The following is a 21795-nucleotide window of genomic DNA, read 5'->3' on the forward strand; positions in this document are numbered from 1 at the left end:
AATAAGGAAACGTTAAGATGCTTCGTGCCTCAGCATGACAAAAAATCCATCCTTAGTCATCACTTTTATGCAAACTCCTCGAAAGTCAGTACTTTCGGGGAGTTTGTGTTTTGAATTACTAACCTGAAATGAAAAAGTCTGACATTCCGGTTCTGCCGAAGTTTTTCGACCGGTACATTAACATCGCCGATAATACGTTTATTCTGGATGCGCTGGAGCAAGGCGCTACGTTTGAGAAGCTGATTCCTGCCAGAACTCTGGAAGATCTGGGTGAACTCCGCTACGCTCCCGGCAAGTGGACGGTGAAAGATATTGTCCAACACATCATTGATAACGAACGTATTATGACGTACCGGGCGATGCGTTTTTCACGTAATGACCAAACGCCGTTGCCTGGTTACGACGAAGAATTGTTTGGTCAGTTTGCCAACGCCAACCATCGTACGATAGCCGACCTTTACGATGAATACGCTTCACTACGTCAGGCGAGTATTGCTCTTTACAAAAGTTTTGATGATGAGATGCTGCTACGTAGTGGCGTCTGTTTCAATCAAACCATTACGGTGCTGGCGCTGGGTTTTGTGCTCGTGGGCCACGCTACGCACCATATCAACATTATCAAAGAGCGCTATCTTCCTCTTCTTTCAACAAACAATGCTTAAACGAACACTTCTGCTAATCGCCATTACGGCGCAAACCGTTTGTGCGCAGACAAAATCGAAAGTTACCGTTACCGACCTGACACGTATTAAACAGGTAGGCGGAATCGAAATTTCGCCGGATGGTCAACGGGCGGTGTATATCCTCACGACGATTGAGGCCAACCCCGACCAGAAGGAGGAATACGACTACAAAACGCACATTTACCTGACCGATCTCAAGCCCGGTGATACAAAAGCCTTGACACGCGGTCCGGAGTCGGCACGTCAGGCAACCTGGTCGCCGGATGGGAAACGTATTGCGTTTGTACGTACCATAAAGGCTAAAAGCCAGATTTTCGTTATGCCGCTGGATGGGGGCGAAGCGTGGCAACTGACGAATAGTACGTACGGAGCAACGACTCCACTCTGGTCGCCGGATGGGAAACGTATCGCCTTTACGTCGGGTGTCGGTATGGCTCAGATGCTGACGGATTCACTGCTGAATCCGTCCAAAAATGGGCCTTCCTGGTCGCTGGAGAAGCCGGGTTTCGTGAACAACAACTTTGTGAAAGTCGATAAAAAAGTGAAGCCTAATCCTGATGGCTCACTGGCCGAAATCCGGGCGTATCTGAACAAAGACGTTGAAGATAAAAAAGCAAAAGTCATCAATCGACTCAATTTTCAGGGTGAGTTCACCACCGAACCCGACATTACGTTCTCTCACCTTTACGTTATCGACGTAGCAGAAAACGCCACCCCCAAACCGCTGACCCGTGGATTTGCTTCCTACCAGGCCGCCAACTGGCTTCCGAACGGGCAGGGTTTGCTGGCCGTTACCGACCGCGATTCGCTTAAACACCCAGATCGTGAGCAGGATAACGCCATCGTATTTGTTTCATCCGACGCATCGGGCAAACAGAACGTAGTGCTTGGCGAGTCCGGAAAAAGCTATGGCGCACCAGAGATTTCGCCGGATGGGAAACAACTAGCATTTCTGGTCAGTCCATCCGAAGGGGTGAACTTTCCGTCAATTGGATTAGCTACTTTAAACGGTACGTCGGCGTCTAATCCCCAACTCGTTACGTTCGACCGGGCCGCCGGAAATCTGGTCTGGACTGCTACGTCGACAGCGGCAAAAGGGAAAAAGACAACGACTGAATACGCCATCTATTTCACAGCCAATTCCAACGGTGGTGCTCCGCTTTATAAACTCAATCCGGTAACCCGCCAGGTCGCTCAGTTGACTGATTTTGAAAGCGGTGTAACGAATTTCGACATTGTTGGAAATCGGGTTGTACTGGCCAAAACGGAAGTCACCAATCCTTCGGAATTATACGTAACGGACGGGATTGCAAAAAGCCAGACGAAGGTGAGCAATCATAACGATTGGGTAGCACAACGACAACTCAGTTTCCCGGAAAAACACACATTCAAAAATTCAATCGGGCAGGACGTCGAGTACTGGATTGTGCGGCCCGTAAATTTTCAGGCGGGTAAAAAATATCCCCTGTTGCTGAATATGCACGGTGGGCCAACGGCAATGTGGGGGCCGGGCGAGCAGTCGATGTGGCACGAGTTTCAGTACATGGCCTCGCAAGGTTACGGCATCGTGTACGCAAATCCGCGTGGCTCGGGTGGCTATGGTCTTAATTTTCAGCGTGCCAATATAAAAGACTGGGGAACTGGTCCCGCCGAAGATGTATTGACGGCGGCAACGGCAGCCGCTAAAGAAGCCTGGGTCGATACCACTCGGCAAGTAATTACGGGTGGTTCTTATGCGGGTTATCTCACCGCCTGGATTGTCGCACATGACAATCGATTCAAGGCTGCTTTTGCGCAACGTGGTGTGTATGACCTCACTACGTTTCTGGGAGAAGGCAATGCCTGGCGGCTGGTTCCTAATTATTTCGCCTATCCGTGGACTCCAGAAGCTAAAGTACTGGATGCCAATTCGCCGTATACGTTCGTGCAAAACATCAAAACGCCGTTGCTTATTAAACACGGTGAGAACGACCTACGTACCGGCCCGATCCAGAGCGAAATGATGTATAAAAGCCTGAAAATTCTGGGTAAACAAGTTGAATATGTTCGAATGCCGGGCGCGACACATGAGTTAAGCCGGACAGGGAATGTTCGTCAACGTATCGATAGAATCCTGCGGATTTACGAATTCTTCGAACGGTATATTGGCCCAGATTCGCAGGTTTTAACCCAGAAATAACGTAGTGGTGTTACGTTATCAGATCATACTGATAGTCATTACGTTGCTTGCTGCTACGTTCAGCATAAGTAACGTGTCGGCGCAGTCAACCTCGGATTCGCTACGTATCAAAAACGCTTCCTGGCGAACTACCCGGCTGAGTCGGGAGGTGGTTTGGCGGGAATCACATTTTGATACCTTGTTCGGCTCGAAGCAGAATATTAATCTGATTGTTCTGAAAAATCGTCGGCGCAAACCCCAGATTGCATTGGCTTCGGCTGGCGACAGTTTGAAACCTACAAGCTGGTTTGGTGAGAAATTCGGGGCGATGGTAGCCCTGAACGGTACGTTCTTCGATACCAAAAACGGCGGCTCTGTTGACCTGATAAAAATTGACGGGAAAGTCATAGACACAACGCGCGTAACGGGTAACAAACTGATTGAACACCAGCAGGCCGCCATTGTCATTCACCGGAATCGAGTACGTATCAAATTCGGTGGCAATCAGTCCGGCTGGGATCGTCAACTTGGCGAAGACAACGTAATGACTACCGGGCCGTTGCTTCTTCAGGATGGTAAGCCCCACGTTTTGCAGAAAAATGCGTTCAACGATAACCGGCACCCGCGCACTTGTATCTGCATTGGCCCCCGCAAACAGCTTATCCTCGCAACCGTAGACGGACGTAACGCGAACGCACAGGGCATGAATCTGCATGAGCTAACGAACCTGATGCGCTGGCTGGGCTGCCGCCATGCCATCAACTTCGACGGTGGCGGTTCTACTACGTTATGGCTGAACTCGGTGGGGCAGGGCAGCAATGGCGTTGTGAATTATCCGTCCGACAGCAAGCAGTGGATTCATACGGGCGAGCGACCGGTGAGTAACGTATTGCTAATACTTTAAAGAGTGAATGAGTGAAAGAGCGGCTGCCGGATGGTTTTCACACTTTCACTCATTCACTCTTTAAAAAGCTGACCGAATACTCAAACGTACTGATACGTAGTAGCCTAATTCCGGTAAGTTTGCCGGACAACAAATCTTTTTCGCTACGTATCATGCGTTACTTTTTTTTCTGCCTACTCTTTTTTGCTACGTCGGCATTCGCGCAGATTGCCAACGACAACACGCTGACCGCCCAGGTTGATGGGAAAGAATTTATGACGCAACCGCGCCGGATCAAGATTGGAAATTTCTGGTGGATTACAGCCAATTCGATTAAACCCGATAAATCGCTACGTATCTGGCTCGGAAGTTTCAACGGACAGGATGCGCTCGAACCTGGAACATACGTAGTGGTCGATGCCAAAGACCCCTATAAAAAGGAGTACCGGAAGAAGTATGAAGATTTAGGCAAATACAAAGGCATTGCCGCTATCCGGTACATTGAAGAAACACGTGAACCACGGATGGAATACCACGTTGGCGATTCGGGAAATAACGACGAAACCATTGTCGTAACGACGGGCACCGACGGTACGTTGGAAGCCACTTTCAGCAGCAAACTGGTGGGAACGTACTGGAAAGAAAAGGCATCGGCTACAGTTTTCGGTGGCGTTGGAAGATTAGTGAATAAACTGGAAGATAAAGCCATTACAAAGACGACGGGCTATGATTCTGACATCGACCCGGAAGGTAATGGCTACAAAAAACAATCTAAAACCGACGAGGTTGTCGTAACGAATGGTAAGGTTAAGTTGAAAATTAAATAAGCAAACTTTTTGTCATGCTGACGCAGGAAGCATCTTTAACTTTCCTTACACATTAATAAGGACAATTTAAGATGCTTCCTGCGTCAGCATGGCAAAAACACTGTTCATAATTATAGTTTACGTCTCCGGGCAGTAAGTCTAGTTTGGAGACGTATTTTATTTTCCGAAATTGCCGGTATGAGTAAGAAGAAAGAATCGCTCGAAGAAGCGCACAAATTCCGTTTCTGGAAACGGCAGGCCGAAGCCAATGGCTTGACTATTAACGAAGTAAAAGATTATTACGTTCGCTATAGGCATAACGGCGAGGTACTATTTGCCATGCTCGAAGTGGATGCCGATACGCCCGAAGGCGATAAAATTCCACCGGCTTTATTCCTGAAAGGTCACGCAGCTTCGATGCTGGTTTGCCTGATCGATAAAGAAACACGCGAAAAATTCGTGGTTTTAGTTCGCCAGCGACGTATCGCCGATGGGTCGCATACATACGAACATCCAGCCGGTATGATCGACGCCAGCGATGCCGCTGATGACGTAGCAGCCCGCGAAATTGGTGAGGAAATTGGTCTAACGGTTTCGGCTAATGAACTAACCAAACTCAACTCCCGGCTCTGGTTTCCGAGTACTGGTACCAGCGATGAAGCTATGCACTTTTTCTGTATGGAGAAAGAAATGTCGCGCGAAGAAATTATGGCGTTTCACCTGAAAAACATGGGTAGCGAGTCTGAACACGAACGTATCACGAGCATAGTCGCTACGTTGCCTGAAGCACAAAAACTTATCACAAACGTAAATGGCCTGTTGCTTAATTTTCTTTATCTGAAGCACATTGGCGATTACGAAACGATGAAGTTGTTATAGATTGACCTAAGGTTGCTGCCATTTTCTAGCAATAGTCCATTTTGTCATGCTGACGCAGGAAGCATCTTAATATTTCCTGACCGGCTAGTTTGTAACTTTAAGATGCTTCCTGGTCAGCATGACAAAAAACACATATAAAAAACGCTGAAAATTTCATGGATGAATTCATGCAGGAGGCCATTCGTCAGGCCCGTAAAAGTTTGAGTGAAGGCGGCATTCCTATCGGCTCGGCACTCATAAAAAATGGAGAATTAGTGGCTTCCGGACATAACAAGCGCGTGCAGGAGAATAACCCGATTCTGCATGGCGAAATGGATTGCCTGAACAATGCGGGTCGGGTGGGCTCGTTTAAAAACACGGTTATTTATTCGACGCTGATGCCCTGCTACATGTGTGCGGGCACTATTGTTCAGTTTAAAATTCCGAAAGTGATTGTGGGCGAGTCGCGGACGTTTGCCGGGGCGCGTGAATTTATGGAACAACATGGTGTTGAGGTTATTGACCTCGATTTGCCCGAATGCGTCGACATGATGAACCAGTTCATTGCCGAAAAACCTACGCTTTGGAATGAAGATATAGGTGAGCTGTAAGTTACCTTTACCAATTTGATACGTCACATGGTCTTATTTCTCAAAGACCATCGTGATCCGTATACCATTTATCTGGACCCTAACAATTTCATTTCTTTTTGGTACGAATGCCTGGGCGCAACGTTCAGAAATCTGGCGTGAGCAACCCGGTACGCAGTTGCTGAATATAGGCGTCGGAACGACCCGATATCTGGGCGATCTGAACGAACGCGATAATCTGGCCCATTTGCAACTTGGGTTTGCGCTCAATGCGGCTTTCGCGTATCGCTACTCGCCCCAGCTCACGCTACGTGCCGAAGCTCAGCTTTACTACGTTCGCGGAAGTCAGGAAGATACCCATCTTTCCTACAATCATTTATCGTTCTGGAGCCTGAATCCGGATATTTGGGCGGGCTTGCAGTGGGACTTCTGGAAGGCCGCTGATCGAAACCATGTCGTGATTCCGTATGCGCTGGCGGGTGTAGGGGTGACCTATATAACGCCTAAAACGAGCTATAAGGGGCAGACCGTCAGCCTCGCTCCCCTGCAGACGGAAGGTGTTGATTACAATCGATTTCCGTTCATACTACGTTATGGTATCGGCATTCCCGTCTTTGCTACCGAACGATTTAAATGGCATCTGGAAGGCACCTACACGCATGTATTGAGTGATTATCTGGACGATGTTAGTACCGTTTATCCCGACAGAGACAAGATGACACCACTAGCGGCAGCATTATCAGACAGACGTCTCGAACTGAATCAATTACCGAACGTAGCAGGCGCCAAGCGAGGCAACGCAAGCAAGCGAGATGGCTACTTTGCGCTATCGGCCCGGATGATCTTTCTGCTTAGTACGTCGTCGCAGCGGAATTACCGACGAATGTTCGGCGGTTAGGCTTTTGGCGGCTTTTCGTCTATTTTTGGGGTAAAACCGGTAGAATGCCGCTCTAACCGAATGAGTCCAACCTACTTTATTGACGCTCTCCAGAACGAACTTTCTCAACTTCAATACGGTCAGCATCCGCCTGAACTTTACGACCCGATTCGCTATATTATGAGTCTGGGAGGTAAACGATTGCGCCCATTGCTGACTTTAATGGCTACGTATCTGTTTACCGACGACTGGCAGAAAGCGATACGTCCGGCGCTTGGTATTGAAGTGTTCCACAACTTCACCCTCCTCCACGACGACATTATGGACAAGGCTCCGCTACGTCGTGGTGAGCCGACAGTACACGAGAAATGGAACGATAACATTGCCATTCTGTCGGGCGATGTGATGCTGGTAAATGCGTATAAATTGTTGCTCCACGTAGAGGCCGATAAACTAAAATCAGTGCTGGCTCGCTTTAGTGAGACAGCCGCCGAGGTATGCGAAGGTCAGCAGATGGACATGAATTTTGAGACGCGCTGGGACGTTACTGAGGAAGAATACGTCGAAATGATTCGCCTGAAAACGTCTGTATTAGTCGGATACGCCCTTGAATTGGGTGGCCTCATTGCTGGTGCCGATGACGACACTAATCGGCATCTGTATGAAGGCGGAATGAATATTGGCATCGGGTTTCAGCTCAAGGACGATTTGCTAGATGTTTACGGCGATCCAGCTAAGTTTGGCAAGCAGGTCGGTGGGGATATCATTGCCAATAAAAAAACGTTTTTACTAATTGAAGCCCTTGAACAAACGACGGGCTCCCTGAAAAACGAACTGATCGAGTGGCTGCAAAAATCAGAATTTGATCGGGACGAAAAAGTGCGGGCCGTGACAGCCATTTATGATAAAGTTGGAATTCGCCAACTGACCGAGAGCCGCATCAACGACTATTTCGCTCGTGGTTTTGCTAATTTTGACGCGATCGATGCCGATCCGAACCGGAAAAATGTACTCAGTCAATTTGCGCGGCAACTGGTTGAACGGGAAAGCTAAACGATGTAGGATATATGATGTATAAAGTAGTTTGAGTCATATAGCCTATATCATACATCCTATATAAAAACTATGGATACTACAGTTATCATTATTGCGGTTACGGTCATCATCAGCCTCCTGGCCTGGAATAATTACGGCCTGATGGATCGTTGGGTGATGAACCCCTATATGATTGCCAAAAAAGGCCAATATTATCGATTACTTACTTCTGGATTTCTCCATGCCGACTGGGCTCACCTGTTGTTTAATATGTTGAGTTTATACTTCTTTGGAGGATACATTGAGCAGATTTTCGGGATGTTATTTGGTGCAGCAGCTCCACTTTATCTTATCGGTTTTTATCTGGTTGGTATTATCGTGTCCGACATTCCCACTTTTCTGAAGCACCGCAATGATTCCAATTACAATTCACTAGGCGCTTCGGGCGGGGTGGCGGCCATCGTTTTCGCAGGCATATTGTTTCAACCGCTGACTAAAATTTGCCTGTACTTCACGCTTTGTATTCCAGGGTTTATTTTCGGTATAGTTTATCTGGGATATTCCTATTACGAGTCCCGGCGGGGTTCAGGAACCATCAACCACGATGCTCACTTTTATGGTGCCCTGTTTGGTGTGCTCTTTATGATTATCGTTTATCCACCCGTACTACCTGGATTTTTTGAGCAGATTGCAAGCTGGCGATTATTCTGACCCGAACAACGTAGCGTCCAGGTCGACAGATAGATTATGTTTAAACTACTTGGTCAACCTTATCCAGCCGACGAGAGTATCAGCGTAACGCTTCGCAAAGCATTTGTGATTGGCCTTTTTGTTGCGTTGTTTCTACTTGTTTTTCAGCCATTTGAGCTAGATCGTTGGGGAACTTCCTACAAAACTCTTAAAATCATTGGGTTTGGCGTAGTCACTACGTTAATTACCTTCTTCAATACGGTTTTCTGGAAACAACTACTTCGTGGGCAGTTTTCAGGAGAAAAATGGACCGTTGGTCGTGAAATCGTATTCATTACAGCCAATTTGGTATTGATTGCCATCGCGAATCAATACTATTTGGCAGCACTTTTAGGGTCAGCGGATATGGGCTACCTGCACAACTGGAGCATGTTCCTGATTACGTTTCTGGTCGGAATTTTCCCAATTACGGGATTAGTCGTGCTCAATTACATTACTCAGCTCAAAAAGTATAGCCAGTCGGCCGCCGAATTGCCAATCCACCATTCTCCATCAATTGATCAGGAAAAAGTCGATACGTTACCTAACGACGTAAGCCAGCCGACGGACGACGTGCTACGTCTGGTAGCAGATAATGAAAAGGATACGTTGAACGTAGCGGTCAACGATTTGCTCTTTGTTGAGTCGAGTGATAACTACTGCACGGTTGTTTATCTAAAAAACGACCGGCCTGCCAGGCCGTTGCTACGTAGCAGCCTGAGCCGGGTAGAAAAGCAGATTGACCGATCGGATATTGTACGTTGCCACCGTTCCTACGTAGTGAATCTGAACCGAATCGAGCGCGTAACAGGTAATGCGCAAGGGTACAAACTCCACTTGCTCAACGGGCAGTTTCAGATTCCGGTGGCGCGTCAGTACAACGAAACACTCGTGGCCCGGTTAAAGGCTTTGTGATACGTCCCACCAATCATCCCAGGGGGCTCATCTTCTTGCCAAACGTCCCTAAGGCTGCTGTCTGGCCCTTTTTATAATAGTTGCGTTCTAAGCGACTGTATGTTTGTCTCAACAAACGACAACCGCTGAACCGATTATGAAAACGCTCGTTACGTCTCTATTGATACTCCACATTGCTACCGGTTCTATTGCCCTGCTGGTAGGAATGATTCCGATGTTCTCGAAAAAAGGAAGCCGGTTACACAATCGTGCCGGACTTGTGTATGTGTATTGCATGATAACCGTTGCTATAACTGCCCTGCTTCTATGCGCCCTGCAACCCTTAACCATGATGCGGCTTTTTCTGACGGGTATTGCTGTATTTAGCTTTTACCTGAGTATGAGCGGATGGCGCGCTACCAAACAAAAGAAATCGGGGCCAACCGTTGCTGATCGAGTGATGATGTACACTACGTTGGCGGTGAGCCTTGCTATGATTAGCATGGGTGTAAATTTGATGAGTCGCCCTGGTAACGTATTCTTTCCTGTCCTGTTTACATTTTTTGGTGTGCTGACGGCCGTTTTTGCCACGCAGGATATTCAGCGATTAAGAAAACCAACCGAGAAGATGCATTGGTTTTTTCAGCATTTCACTCGTATGGGCGGCTCTTATATTGCTACGTTCACGGCGGCTCTTGTCACAAACATAGGGCGCATTTTACCCCCCGATGCCCCCGCCTGGACAGGTACAATTGGGTGGATTGCACCGAGTATTGTCGGAGGAATGCTTATTGGCCGAACGGTACGTTATTACAAACAGAAATTCAACGTAGCAAAAGCAGAGCTGGTGGCTTAAGTAAGGGTTGAACCTGCGTTCATTGGGGCAGGTGCTTGCATCTGCTCCAATGAACGCAAGTTGCTATTAAGCCGTAATTGTCAACCGGTTCTGCATGCGACTGTGACGCTTCGGTCGATCGAAATGATGCTTCGGTAGTTAGCTCCTCTGCCATGATAGTACGCTGGCTCACCTTTGCATCATCAATTCAAAACACCAGGCACATGCAAACGACCAAAACAACAGCTACTGCGTCAGCCAAATCACGTACTATTACCAATCCTGTTCTGAAAGACGAAGTAATCTTTCTGGAAACCAGCCGCGAAAGCAACGGCTATCACACGCTGGTTGAAGTTACCTTAGCAGCCGGAGGGGAAAATCCGCTGCATTACCACGAAGATTTTTCGGAAGAATTTACCTGTCTGGAAGGCGAACTAAGCATTCAGGTGGGCAATGAAATTATTCGTCTCCAGCCAGGCGAGTCGGCCACGGCATCGGCTTATAGCAAACACCGATTTTTCAACCAAAGCAAGCATTCCTGCCGTTTCCAGTGTCGGATTGCGCCGGGTTGCCCTGGTTTTGAACAGACGCTTCAAATTATGTATGGCCTTGCCCGCGATGGTCAAACAAATGCGCAGGGCGCGCCCAAAAGTATATATGCGCTGGGATACACCGTTATGATTAGTGGTACGTATATGACGGGGTGGATGGCTATACTGCAACCCATGCTGCACTGGTTTGGGCGTCAGGCGCTTAAGAAAGGAATTGCCGCTGAATTGCAGCGTCGTTACCTGACAATCTGGTAGTCTGTACAAACCGGCTAAGTGATTTGAACGCAAGCTTAGTCGGCTTGCTACGTTGATTAAGCCACACTTAACCCCTATTTTTGATAGAGAATTATTACTCTTCTTATGAAAAAGTGGGCTACGTTTGACCGCTTCGATTTTCTGGTTTATTTGCTGAATTATCCGGCTGTCATCATTGCCAATTACCTGATTTTTGGACCTACTTATTTTCAGAATAAGTCGCTGTTTATTGGGTCTACACTGATCGTCAATATCTGGGCAGCCTTAATTTTCGTAGGATTAACAACCTGGATGAAATACATGCGGTTCCGTTTTGGCGGACCGGATCAATTTGGTCAGCGACTGCTGTATTCCATGCTCATGTACGTTGGGGTGATGGAGACGACCATTCCGATTGTCTTCTGGATTTATGGCCAATTCGGATATCCCTACAAACCCGAAATAATCCCCTGGATCATGATGATCGGGTTTGTAACCAATGTTATCTCCGCCGGATGCCATGAAGCGATTTTTACGTACAACCAATTGCGGGAAAGCACTCGGCGCGAGTATCAACTGAAGCAACTGCACATGCAGCAACAGATGGACGTACTGAAACAGCAGGTAAATCCGCATTTTCTGTTCAATAGTCTTAATTCGCTGCTAACTCTGATTGGAGAAAGCCCCCAACAGGCCGAAGTTTTTACCGAAGAGTTAAGTTCGGTGTACCGCTACGTATTGCGAGCTAATGAACAGGACCTGACCGATTTAGCAACTGAACTGGATTTCATCAACTCCTACACGCATCTGCTACGTACTCGCTACGGCGCTGGTTTCGATCTGATCATTCAGGTCGATCAGCGTTTTCGAACGTATCAGCTTCCGCCTTTAACGCTACAATTGCTGGTCGAAAACGCGGTAAAGCACAACGTGGTCATGAAAAATAAACCGCTGACCATTGAAATTCAGACCGATGAGTTGGCCAACCTGCACGTTCGGAACAATATTCAGAAGAAAAAACAGAGCGTAGTATCCAACGGAGTGGGATTGACCAATATTCTGGCGAAGTACGAAATGTTGGGCCAGCCCAGGCCATCTGTTCGGGAAGAGACGGGTCAGTTTGTAGTAGCCTTACCCCTGATTCCATCCTGATTTTACTACGTAACGTGAGTTATGAGTAACGAATAGAGTAAAGTGCTGATTTACAGGAAATTGTCGAATTTTTTGTCATCCTGACGCAGGAAGGATCTTAAATTATCCTAGTGTTCTAGTGAGGATACCTTAAGATCCTTCCTGCGTCAGGATGACAAAATTAGCTACCTATAATTCACGTTACGTAGCAAGTCATCCTGTATCTATTCCGCTTCAGTGGTCATTTTGGTACGTTGGTGCATATTTCATTGGCCTAACGCTCGCTCTTAATCTAGTTTAGCAGAACCATTTACCCGTACGGGTAAGCCAACAACTACATGAACGTACTGATTATTGAAGATGAAGATTTAGCCGCCCTTCGTCTAACTAAATTATTAGCTGAAATAAATCCGCAGATACGTATTATACATACCACGTCAAGCGTCGAAGCCTCTGTAGACTATCTACAAACGAAACCAGCCCTTGATTTAATCTTCATGGATATTGAGCTGGCAGACGGGCAAAGTTTCGAGATTTTTGAACAAACGGTCGTTGCTGCGCCGGTCATCTTCACTACGTCATACGATGAATACGCTATCAAAGCTTTCAAAGTCAACAGCATTGATTACCTGCTGAAGCCGATCAAACAACCCGAACTGGTGGCCAGTCTGCAAAAATTTCAGCAATTGACTCAACCTGCTCCGGCACTCCAGCACGAAGCTATCGATGCGCTGGTTGATCAGTTACGTCGGCAGACGTTGCCAGCCGAATATCGCCGTCGTTTTTTGGTGCGTCATCTTTCGCAATGGTTGCCAGTTGAGGTCAGTGAGATTGCCTATTTTCACTCCGAGGAGCGCGTAACGCTGTTCCGTACGTTCAAAGGACAAAAGTTTTCGCTGGATTATACGATGGATCAGGTGATTGATATGCTGGACCCAAATCTATTCTTTCGGGCTAGTCGGCAGTTTATCGTGAACATTCAGGCAGTGCAGCAGATACATCCATATATCAACAATAAGCTCAAGCTGACGCTGAATCCTGCGCCTGATGAAGATGTACTGGTGAGCCGCGAACGCGCTACTGAGTTTAAAAACTGGATGGGTAAATAGTGACAGCTTACTTCATCAACAAGTCTTTAGCCACGGGCAATGCTTTGGTGGCCCATTGTTGCATCTGTTTGCCGGAATAATGCAGTCCATCGGAAGCAAACTGCGAATCATCGCCCGCTGCTGATCTTGTGAGCGGAGTGATGTCTACAAATGGAATGTTCGCTTTCTGGCATTCGTCTTTAGCAATGGCGTTGAACTGGTCGATTTCCTGCCCAATTTTCGTTTTGTTTTGACCCGTTGCATACGGAGAGGCTCCCCAGTCGGGGATGGAGAGCACAAAAACATGGTTGCTATTTCCTCCTGCGAATTTGATAGCTGTCTGAAGTAACTCCTTAAACTCGGTTCGATACCGATCCTGACTTTGCCCTCTGTACTGATTATTTACGCCAATCAGTAGCGAAACCAAGCTGTATGTTTTCTGATTGCCACTGGCTTTAATGGCGTCCTGAAGTTCGGCGGTCGTCCAGCCGGTTCGGGCAATAATATCGGGAGTCGCTACGTCTACACTTTCTTTACGTAGCATTCCGGCCAACTGAACACTCCAGCGGTCGGCTTCCGAAACGCTTTCCCCAATTGTATATGAGTCGCCAAGCGATAAAAAGGAATAGTTGGCTAATGGAGCAGTTGGAGTGGGCATAGCGTCAGAATCAGTGCTACGTTGCACGCAGGCCAGTAGGAGAGGGGCGAAGAAAAACAGCAGTTTCGTCATGGTCGTATTCGTTCATTAAACACTACGTTACGTTCACGAATCGGGTCTAAAATCGGCAGATTCGTGAACGTAACGTAGTGAAATTACGTACGAACGTAACAAACGGATTGTTGTTCTATACGTTCAGGCCCGATTGTAGAGTTTAATAACGGTTTCCCGCATCATTTGGCCGGTATCGTTTAGCAGAAAGCCAATTAATTCGGCGATGTTGCTGGCGGGTACCCATCGACTTGGGTCGGCGTCGGGCATCGCGGTTCGGTTGGTGGGCGTATCGATGGTGCTGGGCACAATAACGGTGGCCGTAATATTTTTCGACTTTCCCTGCGCATTAATAATGTCGGCCAGTTCAAAGACAAGCGTTTTGCTCAACGCATACGCCACTACGTTCTTTCCTTCATTGGCGTGGAGGGCCGGTCGGGCACCGATAAATACAAACTGCCCTTTCCCCTGTTTCTCGAACTTGGCCATCAGCGGTTTGACGAGGTTGAAAACAGATAGGAAATTAACGTCGAACATACTCTGCAACAACGCTGTATCAGTTTCCTGAATGGTTCCCATTGCAAATCCACCCACCAGCAGAATAGCCGCCTGAATCGAGTCGGATTCATGTTCATTCAGAAACGTATTGACACTAGTTTCGTCCACTACGTTCACTTCCTTCGTTTCAACATTTGGTAACGTATCGAATAAATTGACGTGTCGGCCTGAGCCAACTGTAGCTAGTATATGGTATCCTTGCTCATGCAAATGGGTCACTACGTCCTGACCAAGCCCGCCTGATGCCCCGGTAATCAATAGCGTATTCATAAAATTGGTGGTGTTACGTTAAAAATGGGTGTCGATTAAAGCACTAAAGCCAAAATAATCGAAAAACCCTGCCCGAATGTTACGTCAGGCAGGGTTTTTCGATGAATCCTATTACTGATCGAGCAGAAAGGCTTTGATGAACGGGTCCAGATCACCATCTAGAACCGCATCCGTATTGGACGTTTGATGGCCAGTACGATGGTCTTTCACGCGCCGGTCGTCCAGTACGTACGAACGTATCTGCGATCCCCATTCGATCTTCTGTTTACCGGCTTCGACTTCGGCGCGGGCCGCGTTACGTTTCTGAACTTCAATCTCATACAGTTTCGATTTCAGCAAACGTATCGCCACCTCTTTGTTCTGCAACTGACTCCGTTCCTGCTGACATTCAATAATCAATCCAGAAGGCCGGTGGCGCAATCGAACCGCCGTTTCTACTTTGTTTACGTTCTGCCCACCAGCACCGCCAGATCGGAACGTATCCCAGTCAATATCAGCCGGATTCACTTCGATGTTAATGGTATCATCAACCAGCGGATAGGCAAACACCGACGCAAAGGACGTGTGCCGTCGGGCGTTAGAATCGAACGGAGAAATACGAACCAATCGATGAACGCCATTCTCTGATTTCAGAAAACCATACGCCAGCGGACCGTCGACTTCAATGGTAGCCGATTTAATTCCCGCCGTATCGCCTTCCTGGTAATCGACCTGTTTAAGGTTGTAGCCGTGTTTTTCGGCCCAGCGCATGTACATTCGATACAGCATATCGGCCCAATCCTGGCTTTCGGTACCACCGGCACCAGCGTTAATTTCGAGGACGGCGCTGAGCTGGTCTTCCTCGTTACCGAGCATTTTTTTCAGCTCAAGGTCATCGAGCGTGATTAGTACTTTTTCCTTTTCTTCATCGACCTCTTCTTCGGTTACCTCGCCCGCTTCGTAGAACTCAAACAGCGTTTCGAGGTCGCCGAGTTGGGTGTTCAGGTTTTCGTAGCCAGAAATCCAGCCTTTTAGTCCGCGTACCTGCTTCATTACACCTTCGGCGCGGGCAGCATCCGACCAGAATTCGGGCTGAAAGGTTTGTTGTTCGAGTTCGGCTAATTGTTCTTTCTTGTTATCGTAGTCAAAGATACCCCCTTAGAGCCTCTACTCTGGCTCTCAAGTCGGTCAACTGGTCAGTTGTCATGAACTTGTTTTCTTGGTTTGAAAATTTGGTTGTTACGCAGAGGTATTTCTATATTTTTCTCTGTGAATCTTTTTTAACCTCTGCGTAACAATTTTAAATCACAAAGATAGAACAAAAGCAGGTGGTAGAAGGGTTTGGTCTCGGTATCAACTTTTCAACCTACCTTTGCGTTCTCCTTCAAGAGATCGCATTACTCATTTTTCATTATACATTTCATAGATAATGGCTTCACAGTACGATGTAATCGTTGTGGGTAGCGGGCCGGGCGGCTATGTAGCTGCTATCCGGGCGTCGCAATTGGGATTGAAAACGGCTGTCATCGAGCGCGAAAGTCTCGGCGGCATTTGCCTGAACTGGGGTTGTATTCCCACCAAAGCTCTGCTGAAATCCGCGCAGGTTTTTGAATATATCAAGCATTCCGCCGATTACGGCATTACTATTTCGGGCGAGTCGAAACCCGATTTTGGTGCCGTAATCAAACGGAGTCGGGGCGTTGCCGATAGCATGAGCAAAGGCGTTACGTTCCTGATGAAGAAGAATAAAATCGATGTCATTGCCGGCACGGGTAAAGTGAAAAAAGGCAAGAAAGTAGACGTAACGGCTGCCGATGGTAAGGTTACGGAATACGAAGCCAAACACATCATCATCGCCACCGGTGGTCGGGCGCGTCAGTTGCCAAGCGTCCCCATCGACGGCAACAAAGTGATCGAATACCGGAAAGCGATGTCGCTCGAAAAACGGCCTGATTCGATGCTGGTGATTGGTTCGGGTGCCATTGGTGTTGAGTTCGCGTATGTGTATGCCAGCATGGGCACGAAAGTGACCATCATTGAATTCCTGCCGAACGTAGTGCCCGTTGAAGATGAAGACATCTCCAAAGAACTCGCCAAGCAGTACAAAAAACTCGGTATAGACATCTACACAAAATCGGAAGTAACGAAAGTCGATACGAGCGGCAACGGCTGCAAAGTGTTTGTGAAAACGCCCGACGGTGAGAAAACCTTCGACGTCGACGTCGTACTGTCGGCGGCTGGCGTTGTGGCTAACATCGAAAACATTGGTCTTGAAGAAACGGGTATCGCCGTTGATCGGGGCAAAATCGTAACCGACGATTATTACCGCACCAACGTAGATGGTTATTACGCCATCGGCGATTGCACGAAAGGTCAGGCGCTGGCACACGTAGCGTCGGCTGAAGCCATCATCTGCGTTGAGAAAATTGCTGGCTTGGCACACGTAGAGCCACTGAATTACAACAACATTCCGGGTTGTACGTACTGCTCACCTGAAATCGCTTCGGTGGGTTACACGGAGAAAGCGGCTCGTGAAGCTGGTTACGAACTGAAAGTGGGTAAGTTCCCGTTCTCGGCATCGGGTAAGGCGAAGGCCGCCGGTACTCCGGAAGGTTTCGTGAAGGTAATTTTCGATGCCAAATACGGCGAGTTTTTAGGGGCTCACTTCATCGGTAACAACGTAACGGAAATGATTGCCGAGGTAGTAGCTGCCCGCAAACTCGAAACCACAGGCGAAGAAATTCTGAAAGCCGTTCACCCGCACCCCACCATGTCGGAAGCCATCAAAGATGCGACGGAAGCGGCTTACGGTGAGGCTATTCACTTGTAGAATTCGATAGCTTTTTGTCAATGCCGTTAAGTTGTGATACGTAGCAACTTAGCGGCATTTTGTTTTAATACGTAGCATTTCTTTGTCATGCTGACGAAGGAAGCAGCTTAACGTTTCCTTTTTGGCTCGTTCGGATGCCTTATGATGCTTCCTTCGTCAGCATAACAAATAAAATGCATAGCGAAAGAGCTCCTCATTCATTCGTCACCAATAAACCGGCATCCATCCGGTTGAATACTGAGTTTATCCCTTTTCCTTTTTATAGGAATTTATCTGGAGTCACCTTTGTAGCATCAATCTGATGCTATGAAAACGAACATCGCTCTACTCACAACACTTCTACTTGCTCTTACTTTGCTAGGCCCGGTTCAGGCTCAATTCCCAATGGGAGGAGGAAGCACTCAACCCAAAGCCTTACCTGGAACTGCTGGGGACACAAGACCCACAGGAACTGCTAAAATCATTGGCTCTGTAGCCGACTCAGCGCAAGGCAAAGCGGTTGAATTTGCCAGCATTGCTCTCTTCAACAAATCGAACGATAAAGCCGTCGATGGTACGGTCGCCGATGAGAAAGGCAAGTTCACTCTACCAAAACTGCCTGCTGGTCAATATCGGGTGCTGGTTAGTTTTGTAGGTTTTCGCAATAAGACCATCGATAACGTTACGTTGGTCGATGGTCAGAATCTTGATTTAGGGTCTATCAAACTGAGTTCCAGCATTAAAACCCTGGAAGAAGTAACCGTAGTGGGTCAGGCGGCTCTTATCGAAGAAAAAGTTGACCGGCTGGTTTATAATGCCGAGAAAGACATTACCGCTAAAGGTGGAGACGCCACCGACATTCTTCGTAAAGTGCCGATGCTCAGCGTCGATTTGGATGGGAACGTATCACTACGTGGTAGCCAGAATATTCGTGTGTTGATCAACAACAAACCATCGACTATCGTTGCCAACAGCGTGGCTGACGCGTTGAAGCAAATCCCGGCCGATCAGATTAAAACCGTTGAAGTCATTACGTCTCCATCGGCCAAGTACGATGCTGAAGGATCGGGTGGTATCATCAACATCATCACTAAAAAGAACAGTTTGCAGGGTCTGAACCTCAACATTGATTCGGGCGTGGGGAACCGGGGGGCGCAACTGGCGCTAAACGGTAACTACCGCAAAGGCAAAGCTGGCTTTACGCTAGGCGGCTTCGGTCGGGCGATATACAACACAAAAACGTCGACCAGTCTGGACCAAAGCAGTGAAGTAAACGGTGTGCAAACCTTGACTCGTCAGATAGGTGACGGACGTAGTTCGGGTATGTTTGGTCAGTATAATCTGGGATTTGACTACGATCTGGCTAAAGATCAAAGTTTAACGGCGGGAGTTCGCTATGGCGTCCGCAACTTTGCAAACCAACAGGATCTGGTTACTCAGCTATTTAATAACAACTCGCTTACGTCGACGTCGAATCGGAATGTTGATGCCAAAAACCTATCTGGAACTGTCGATGCCAACATCGATTACCTGCATACGTTTAAACCACAACAGGAGTGGAGCATTTCGACCCTATATAGCCGCAACGATCTGACTAACAACTTCGATGCCGATCTTCTGAACAGTTCCAGACAGTTGACGAGTCGTCAGCGGAACCTGAATAGTAATATAAACCAGGAGTTTACGCTGCAAACCGATTACCAGACGCCAATTAAGAAAAACCAACTGATTGAATTTGGTGGTAAAGCTATTTTTCGGGAAGTAAACAGTGATTATAAATACCTGGTGGCTGGCCCTTCTGGTGTTTTCAGTACCGAAGCCAACAATACGTTGGGCGAACTAACGTATCACCAGAACATCGCTGCCGGTTATACGTCCTACACCTACACGACCAAAAATCGCTATACGTTCAAAGGCGGAGCGCGTTACGAACACACCTTTATCGATGCCAGCACCCGCGAAGGAGGTAACTTAGGCGTTGGCGACTATGGCGTGCTGGTACCCAGTGTGAATGCGTCGAAAACCTTTAAAGGCACTACGTTGAAACTGGGCTTTAACCGCCGGATTCAACGTCCTGGTCTGCAACAATTGAACCCCAACTTCAATGCAGCGAACCCACAGGTGATTCAGGTCGGTAACCCAACACTACGTCCTGAGTTAACCAATAATTTTGAACTGGGTGTAAGCAAAACCATCGGCAAAACGTTCGTGAACGCTACGTTCTTTGGCCGGTCAACCAACAACGCGATTACGCAGGTGAGCCAGCCTTCCGATTCACTTCCCGGAGCCATCGTTACTACGTATCAGAACATTGGCCGCCAGCACAGTTATGGCATCAACCTGTTCACGAACATAGCTTTTACGTCGAAAATCAACATGGGTATCTTCCTGAACGGGTTCTATACCAGCTTAACCGGTCAGGCGATGGGCCGCGACAGAGTATCGACCACATTCACCAACACAGGCGTAAACATAAGCGGTGGTTCGTTCCTGAATGCTACGTTCAAAAATGGCTGGGGAGCGCAGGCATTTGGGTTCATGCAGGGAAATCAGGTGCAGTTGCAGGGTACACAGGGTGGTTTTGCTTTCTACACGGTTGGCGTGAAAAAAGAATTCAAGGACAAAAAGGCCAGTGTGGGCTTAGCGGCTGAAAACTTCCTGAACAATCGGTTCAATATTCACACGGTTCTGAACTCGCCGTTGTTTAATCAAACAAATGATGTGTATCTTTATAACCGGGGTATTCGTCTGACGTTTACGTACAAAATTGGTAAGATGACGATGGAAGCGCCCCGCAAAAAAGCGAAATCGGTTAATAACGATGACGTGAAGAGTGACGGCCAGAACCAGGGTGGAGGTGGAACTTCGAATGGGGGCGGAACGCCACGTCAATAAATAAGTAACGCGAACGGTTCACTACAACCGTTCGCGTTACGTTCAAATCCCTAATTACTTAACTTAATCAAACCCCAGTTAACAAATGAAAACCAATAAATTTCTGGCCGCGACACTGGCCGTTTGCTTCTCCGTCGGCGCATACGCTCAGACCGTGGACGAAATCGTTGATAAACACGTTGCTGCCCTGGGTGGTAAGGATAAATTGAGCGGTGTGAAATCAGTTTATACCGAACGCTCGCTATCGGTGCAGGGCATGGATATACCAACCAAATCGACGGTGGTAGTCGGTAAAGCCATGCGTACCGAGTCGTCGGTGATGGGTAATTCGATGGTTCAGGTAGTGGATGGCAGCACCGGCTGGATGATTCGTCCGGCCATGATGGGCGGCTCAGGCGACCCTGAAGAAATGCCTGCCGATCAGGTGAAGCAGCAAATGGGCCAGCTTGATCCGTTTGGGCCGCTGGTTAACTACCAGGAAAAAGGTAACAAGATTGAACTGGTCGGCAAAGAGAAAGTTGACGGTAAAGACGCTTACCACCTGAAAGTGACCACGAAAGAAGGACAGACCGTGGAAGAGTTTGTCGATGCCGATACGTATCTGATCAGCAAAATCAAGATGGCGATGAACGGGCAGACGGGCGAAATCAGCCTGTCGAACTACAAAGAGAAAGATGGTATTAAATTTCCAAATACCATGGAAATGAATTCGCCACAGGGTGCCCTTACATTTACGACCGAGAAAATAACGATCAACGGCCCGGTTGACGAAGCTATTTTCAAGAAACCAGCTAAGTAAATAGCTTATTCGGCACTTCATAATGCTCATTTCAAAACGTCCGCCGGGTCAGTAGCCTAAAAACTGCTGACCCGGCGGTCATTTTGTATTACTACGTAAGGTGAATAATGGGTTAGTGATTTTTTGTCATCCTGACGCAGGAAGGATCTCAAAGTATCCCTACTAGAGAGCTAGGAAACCTTAAGATCCTTCCTGCGTCAGGATGACAAAAAGCACTACGAAACCTTGTTAACTAGGAATTTATCTTATCAAATATTCATAATTCACGTTACGTTACGTATATTCTCGGATGCTCAAAGGTCACAGAGTACTTTTGCTCTGTGACCTTTGAGCATTCTTCCGTACTTAACTAGCTTTCACATTAAAATTCAATAATTCAAAAAAATAATTAAAAATTGACTAAGTGTTTTTGGGAACTTAGTCG

At 47.5% G+C, this 21795-nt stretch carries 20 protein-coding genes; 17 read left to right on the forward strand and 3 right to left on the reverse strand.

Going from position 1 to position 21795, the window contains the following annotated elements:
- Positions 1–128: 128 nt before the first annotated feature.
- The 14 genes from IC229_RS04020 (at position 129) to IC229_RS04085 (ending at position 13373) form a co-directional block, all read left to right on the forward strand.
- Entirely contained in the window at positions 129–662 is a 534-nt protein-coding gene (locus IC229_RS04020) for a DinB family protein (RefSeq protein ID WP_190885634.1), read from the forward strand.
- Positions 655–2862, forward strand: coding sequence for a S9 family peptidase (locus IC229_RS04025; RefSeq protein WP_190885635.1), 2208 nt, complete (start codon positions 655–657; stop codon positions 2860–2862). Before IC229_RS04020 ends, IC229_RS04025 begins: the two co-directional genes overlap by 8 nt.
- 4 nt (positions 2863–2866) lie before the next feature.
- On the forward strand, positions 2867–3745 hold the full coding sequence (locus tag IC229_RS04030) for a phosphodiester glycosidase family protein (RefSeq protein WP_317171521.1): 879 nt from the start codon (positions 2867–2869) through the stop codon (positions 3743–3745).
- Between the two features lie 152 nt (positions 3746–3897).
- A complete protein-coding gene (locus tag IC229_RS04035) occupies positions 3898–4551 on the forward strand; it encodes a hypothetical protein (RefSeq protein ID WP_190885636.1) in 654 nt (217 codons plus the stop codon).
- Positions 4552–4728: 177 nt separating this feature from the next.
- On the forward strand, positions 4729–5409 hold the full coding sequence (locus IC229_RS04040) for an NUDIX hydrolase (protein WP_190885637.1): 681 nt from the start codon (positions 4729–4731) through the stop codon (positions 5407–5409).
- A gap of 155 nt (positions 5410–5564) precedes the next feature.
- Complete coding sequence (locus tag IC229_RS04045) at positions 5565–5999, forward strand: nucleoside deaminase (RefSeq protein ID WP_190885638.1); 435 nt, start codon at positions 5565–5567, stop codon at positions 5997–5999.
- 52 nt (positions 6000–6051) lie between these two features.
- Positions 6052–6876 carry a hypothetical protein gene (locus IC229_RS04050; RefSeq protein WP_317171522.1) on the forward strand — a complete coding sequence of 275 codons (825 nt, stop codon included), beginning with the start codon at positions 6052–6054 and terminating at the stop codon, positions 6874–6876.
- A gap of 60 nt (positions 6877–6936) precedes the next feature.
- Positions 6937–7908, forward strand: a complete 972-nt coding sequence (locus tag IC229_RS04055; protein ID WP_190885639.1) for a polyprenyl synthetase family protein — start codon at positions 6937–6939, stop codon at positions 7906–7908.
- Between the two features lie 72 nt (positions 7909–7980).
- On the forward strand, positions 7981–8601 hold the full coding sequence (locus IC229_RS04060; RefSeq protein ID WP_190885640.1) for a rhomboid family intramembrane serine protease: 621 nt from the start codon (positions 7981–7983) through the stop codon (positions 8599–8601).
- A gap of 36 nt (positions 8602–8637) precedes the next feature.
- Positions 8638–9534, forward strand: a complete 897-nt coding sequence (locus IC229_RS04065) for a LytR/AlgR family response regulator transcription factor (protein ID WP_190885641.1) — start codon at positions 8638–8640, stop codon at positions 9532–9534.
- A gap of 136 nt (positions 9535–9670) precedes the next feature.
- Entirely contained in the window at positions 9671–10369 is a 699-nt protein-coding gene (locus IC229_RS04070) for a DUF2306 domain-containing protein (protein WP_190885642.1), read from the forward strand.
- Between the two features lie 203 nt (positions 10370–10572).
- Complete coding sequence (locus tag IC229_RS04075; protein ID WP_190885643.1) at positions 10573–11154, forward strand: cupin domain-containing protein; 582 nt, start codon at positions 10573–10575, stop codon at positions 11152–11154.
- 105 nt (positions 11155–11259) lie between these two features.
- Complete coding sequence (locus IC229_RS04080; protein ID WP_190885644.1) at positions 11260–12285, forward strand: sensor histidine kinase; 1026 nt, start codon at positions 11260–11262, stop codon at positions 12283–12285.
- Between the two features lie 317 nt (positions 12286–12602).
- Positions 12603–13373 carry a LytR/AlgR family response regulator transcription factor gene (locus IC229_RS04085; RefSeq protein WP_190885645.1) on the forward strand — a complete coding sequence of 257 codons (771 nt, stop codon included), beginning with the start codon at positions 12603–12605 and terminating at the stop codon, positions 13371–13373.
- A gap of 7 nt (positions 13374–13380) precedes the next feature.
- Here IC229_RS04085 and IC229_RS04090 read toward each other — a convergent pair whose 3' ends face one another.
- From IC229_RS04090 to prfB, 3 genes are all read right to left on the reverse strand, one after another.
- The gene (locus tag IC229_RS04090; protein ID WP_190885646.1) at positions 13381–14082 is read right to left on the reverse strand and encodes an SGNH/GDSL hydrolase family protein; all 702 of its coding nucleotides are present in this window, start codon (positions 14080–14082) and stop codon (positions 13381–13383) included.
- A 123-nt stretch (positions 14083–14205) separates the two neighbouring features.
- Positions 14206–14889 (reverse strand): SDR family NAD(P)-dependent oxidoreductase, encoded by a 684-nt coding sequence (locus tag IC229_RS04095; protein ID WP_190885647.1) that lies wholly within the window; start codon positions 14887–14889, stop codon positions 14206–14208.
- A 111-nt stretch (positions 14890–15000) separates the two neighbouring features.
- A protein-coding gene (prfB, locus tag IC229_RS04100) for a peptide chain release factor 2 (RefSeq protein ID WP_190885648.1) occupies positions 15001–16075 on the reverse strand; the annotation gives its coding sequence in 2 pieces (ribosomal slippage) (positions 15001–16014 and positions 16016–16075; 1074 coding nt in all).
- 222 nt (positions 16076–16297) lie between these two features.
- Between prfB and lpdA the strand changes: the two genes are divergently transcribed.
- The 3 genes from lpdA (at position 16298) to IC229_RS04115 (ending at position 21371) form a co-directional block, all read left to right on the forward strand.
- Positions 16298–17698 carry a dihydrolipoyl dehydrogenase gene (gene lpdA, locus IC229_RS04105; protein WP_190885649.1) on the forward strand — a complete coding sequence of 467 codons (1401 nt, stop codon included), beginning with the start codon at positions 16298–16300 and terminating at the stop codon, positions 17696–17698.
- A gap of 306 nt (positions 17699–18004) precedes the next feature.
- Positions 18005–20572 (forward strand): TonB-dependent receptor domain-containing protein, encoded by a 2568-nt coding sequence (locus IC229_RS04110; protein ID WP_190885650.1) that lies wholly within the window; start codon positions 18005–18007, stop codon positions 20570–20572.
- Positions 20573–20657: 85 nt separating this feature from the next.
- The gene (locus IC229_RS04115; protein WP_190885651.1) at positions 20658–21371 is read left to right on the forward strand and encodes a LolA family protein; all 714 of its coding nucleotides are present in this window, start codon (positions 20658–20660) and stop codon (positions 21369–21371) included.
- The last annotated feature ends 424 nt before the right edge of the window (positions 21372–21795 follow it).

The organism is Spirosoma profusum, from assembly GCF_014699005.1.
Taxonomy (GTDB): domain Bacteria; phylum Bacteroidota; class Bacteroidia; order Cytophagales; family Spirosomataceae; genus Spirosoma; species Spirosoma profusum.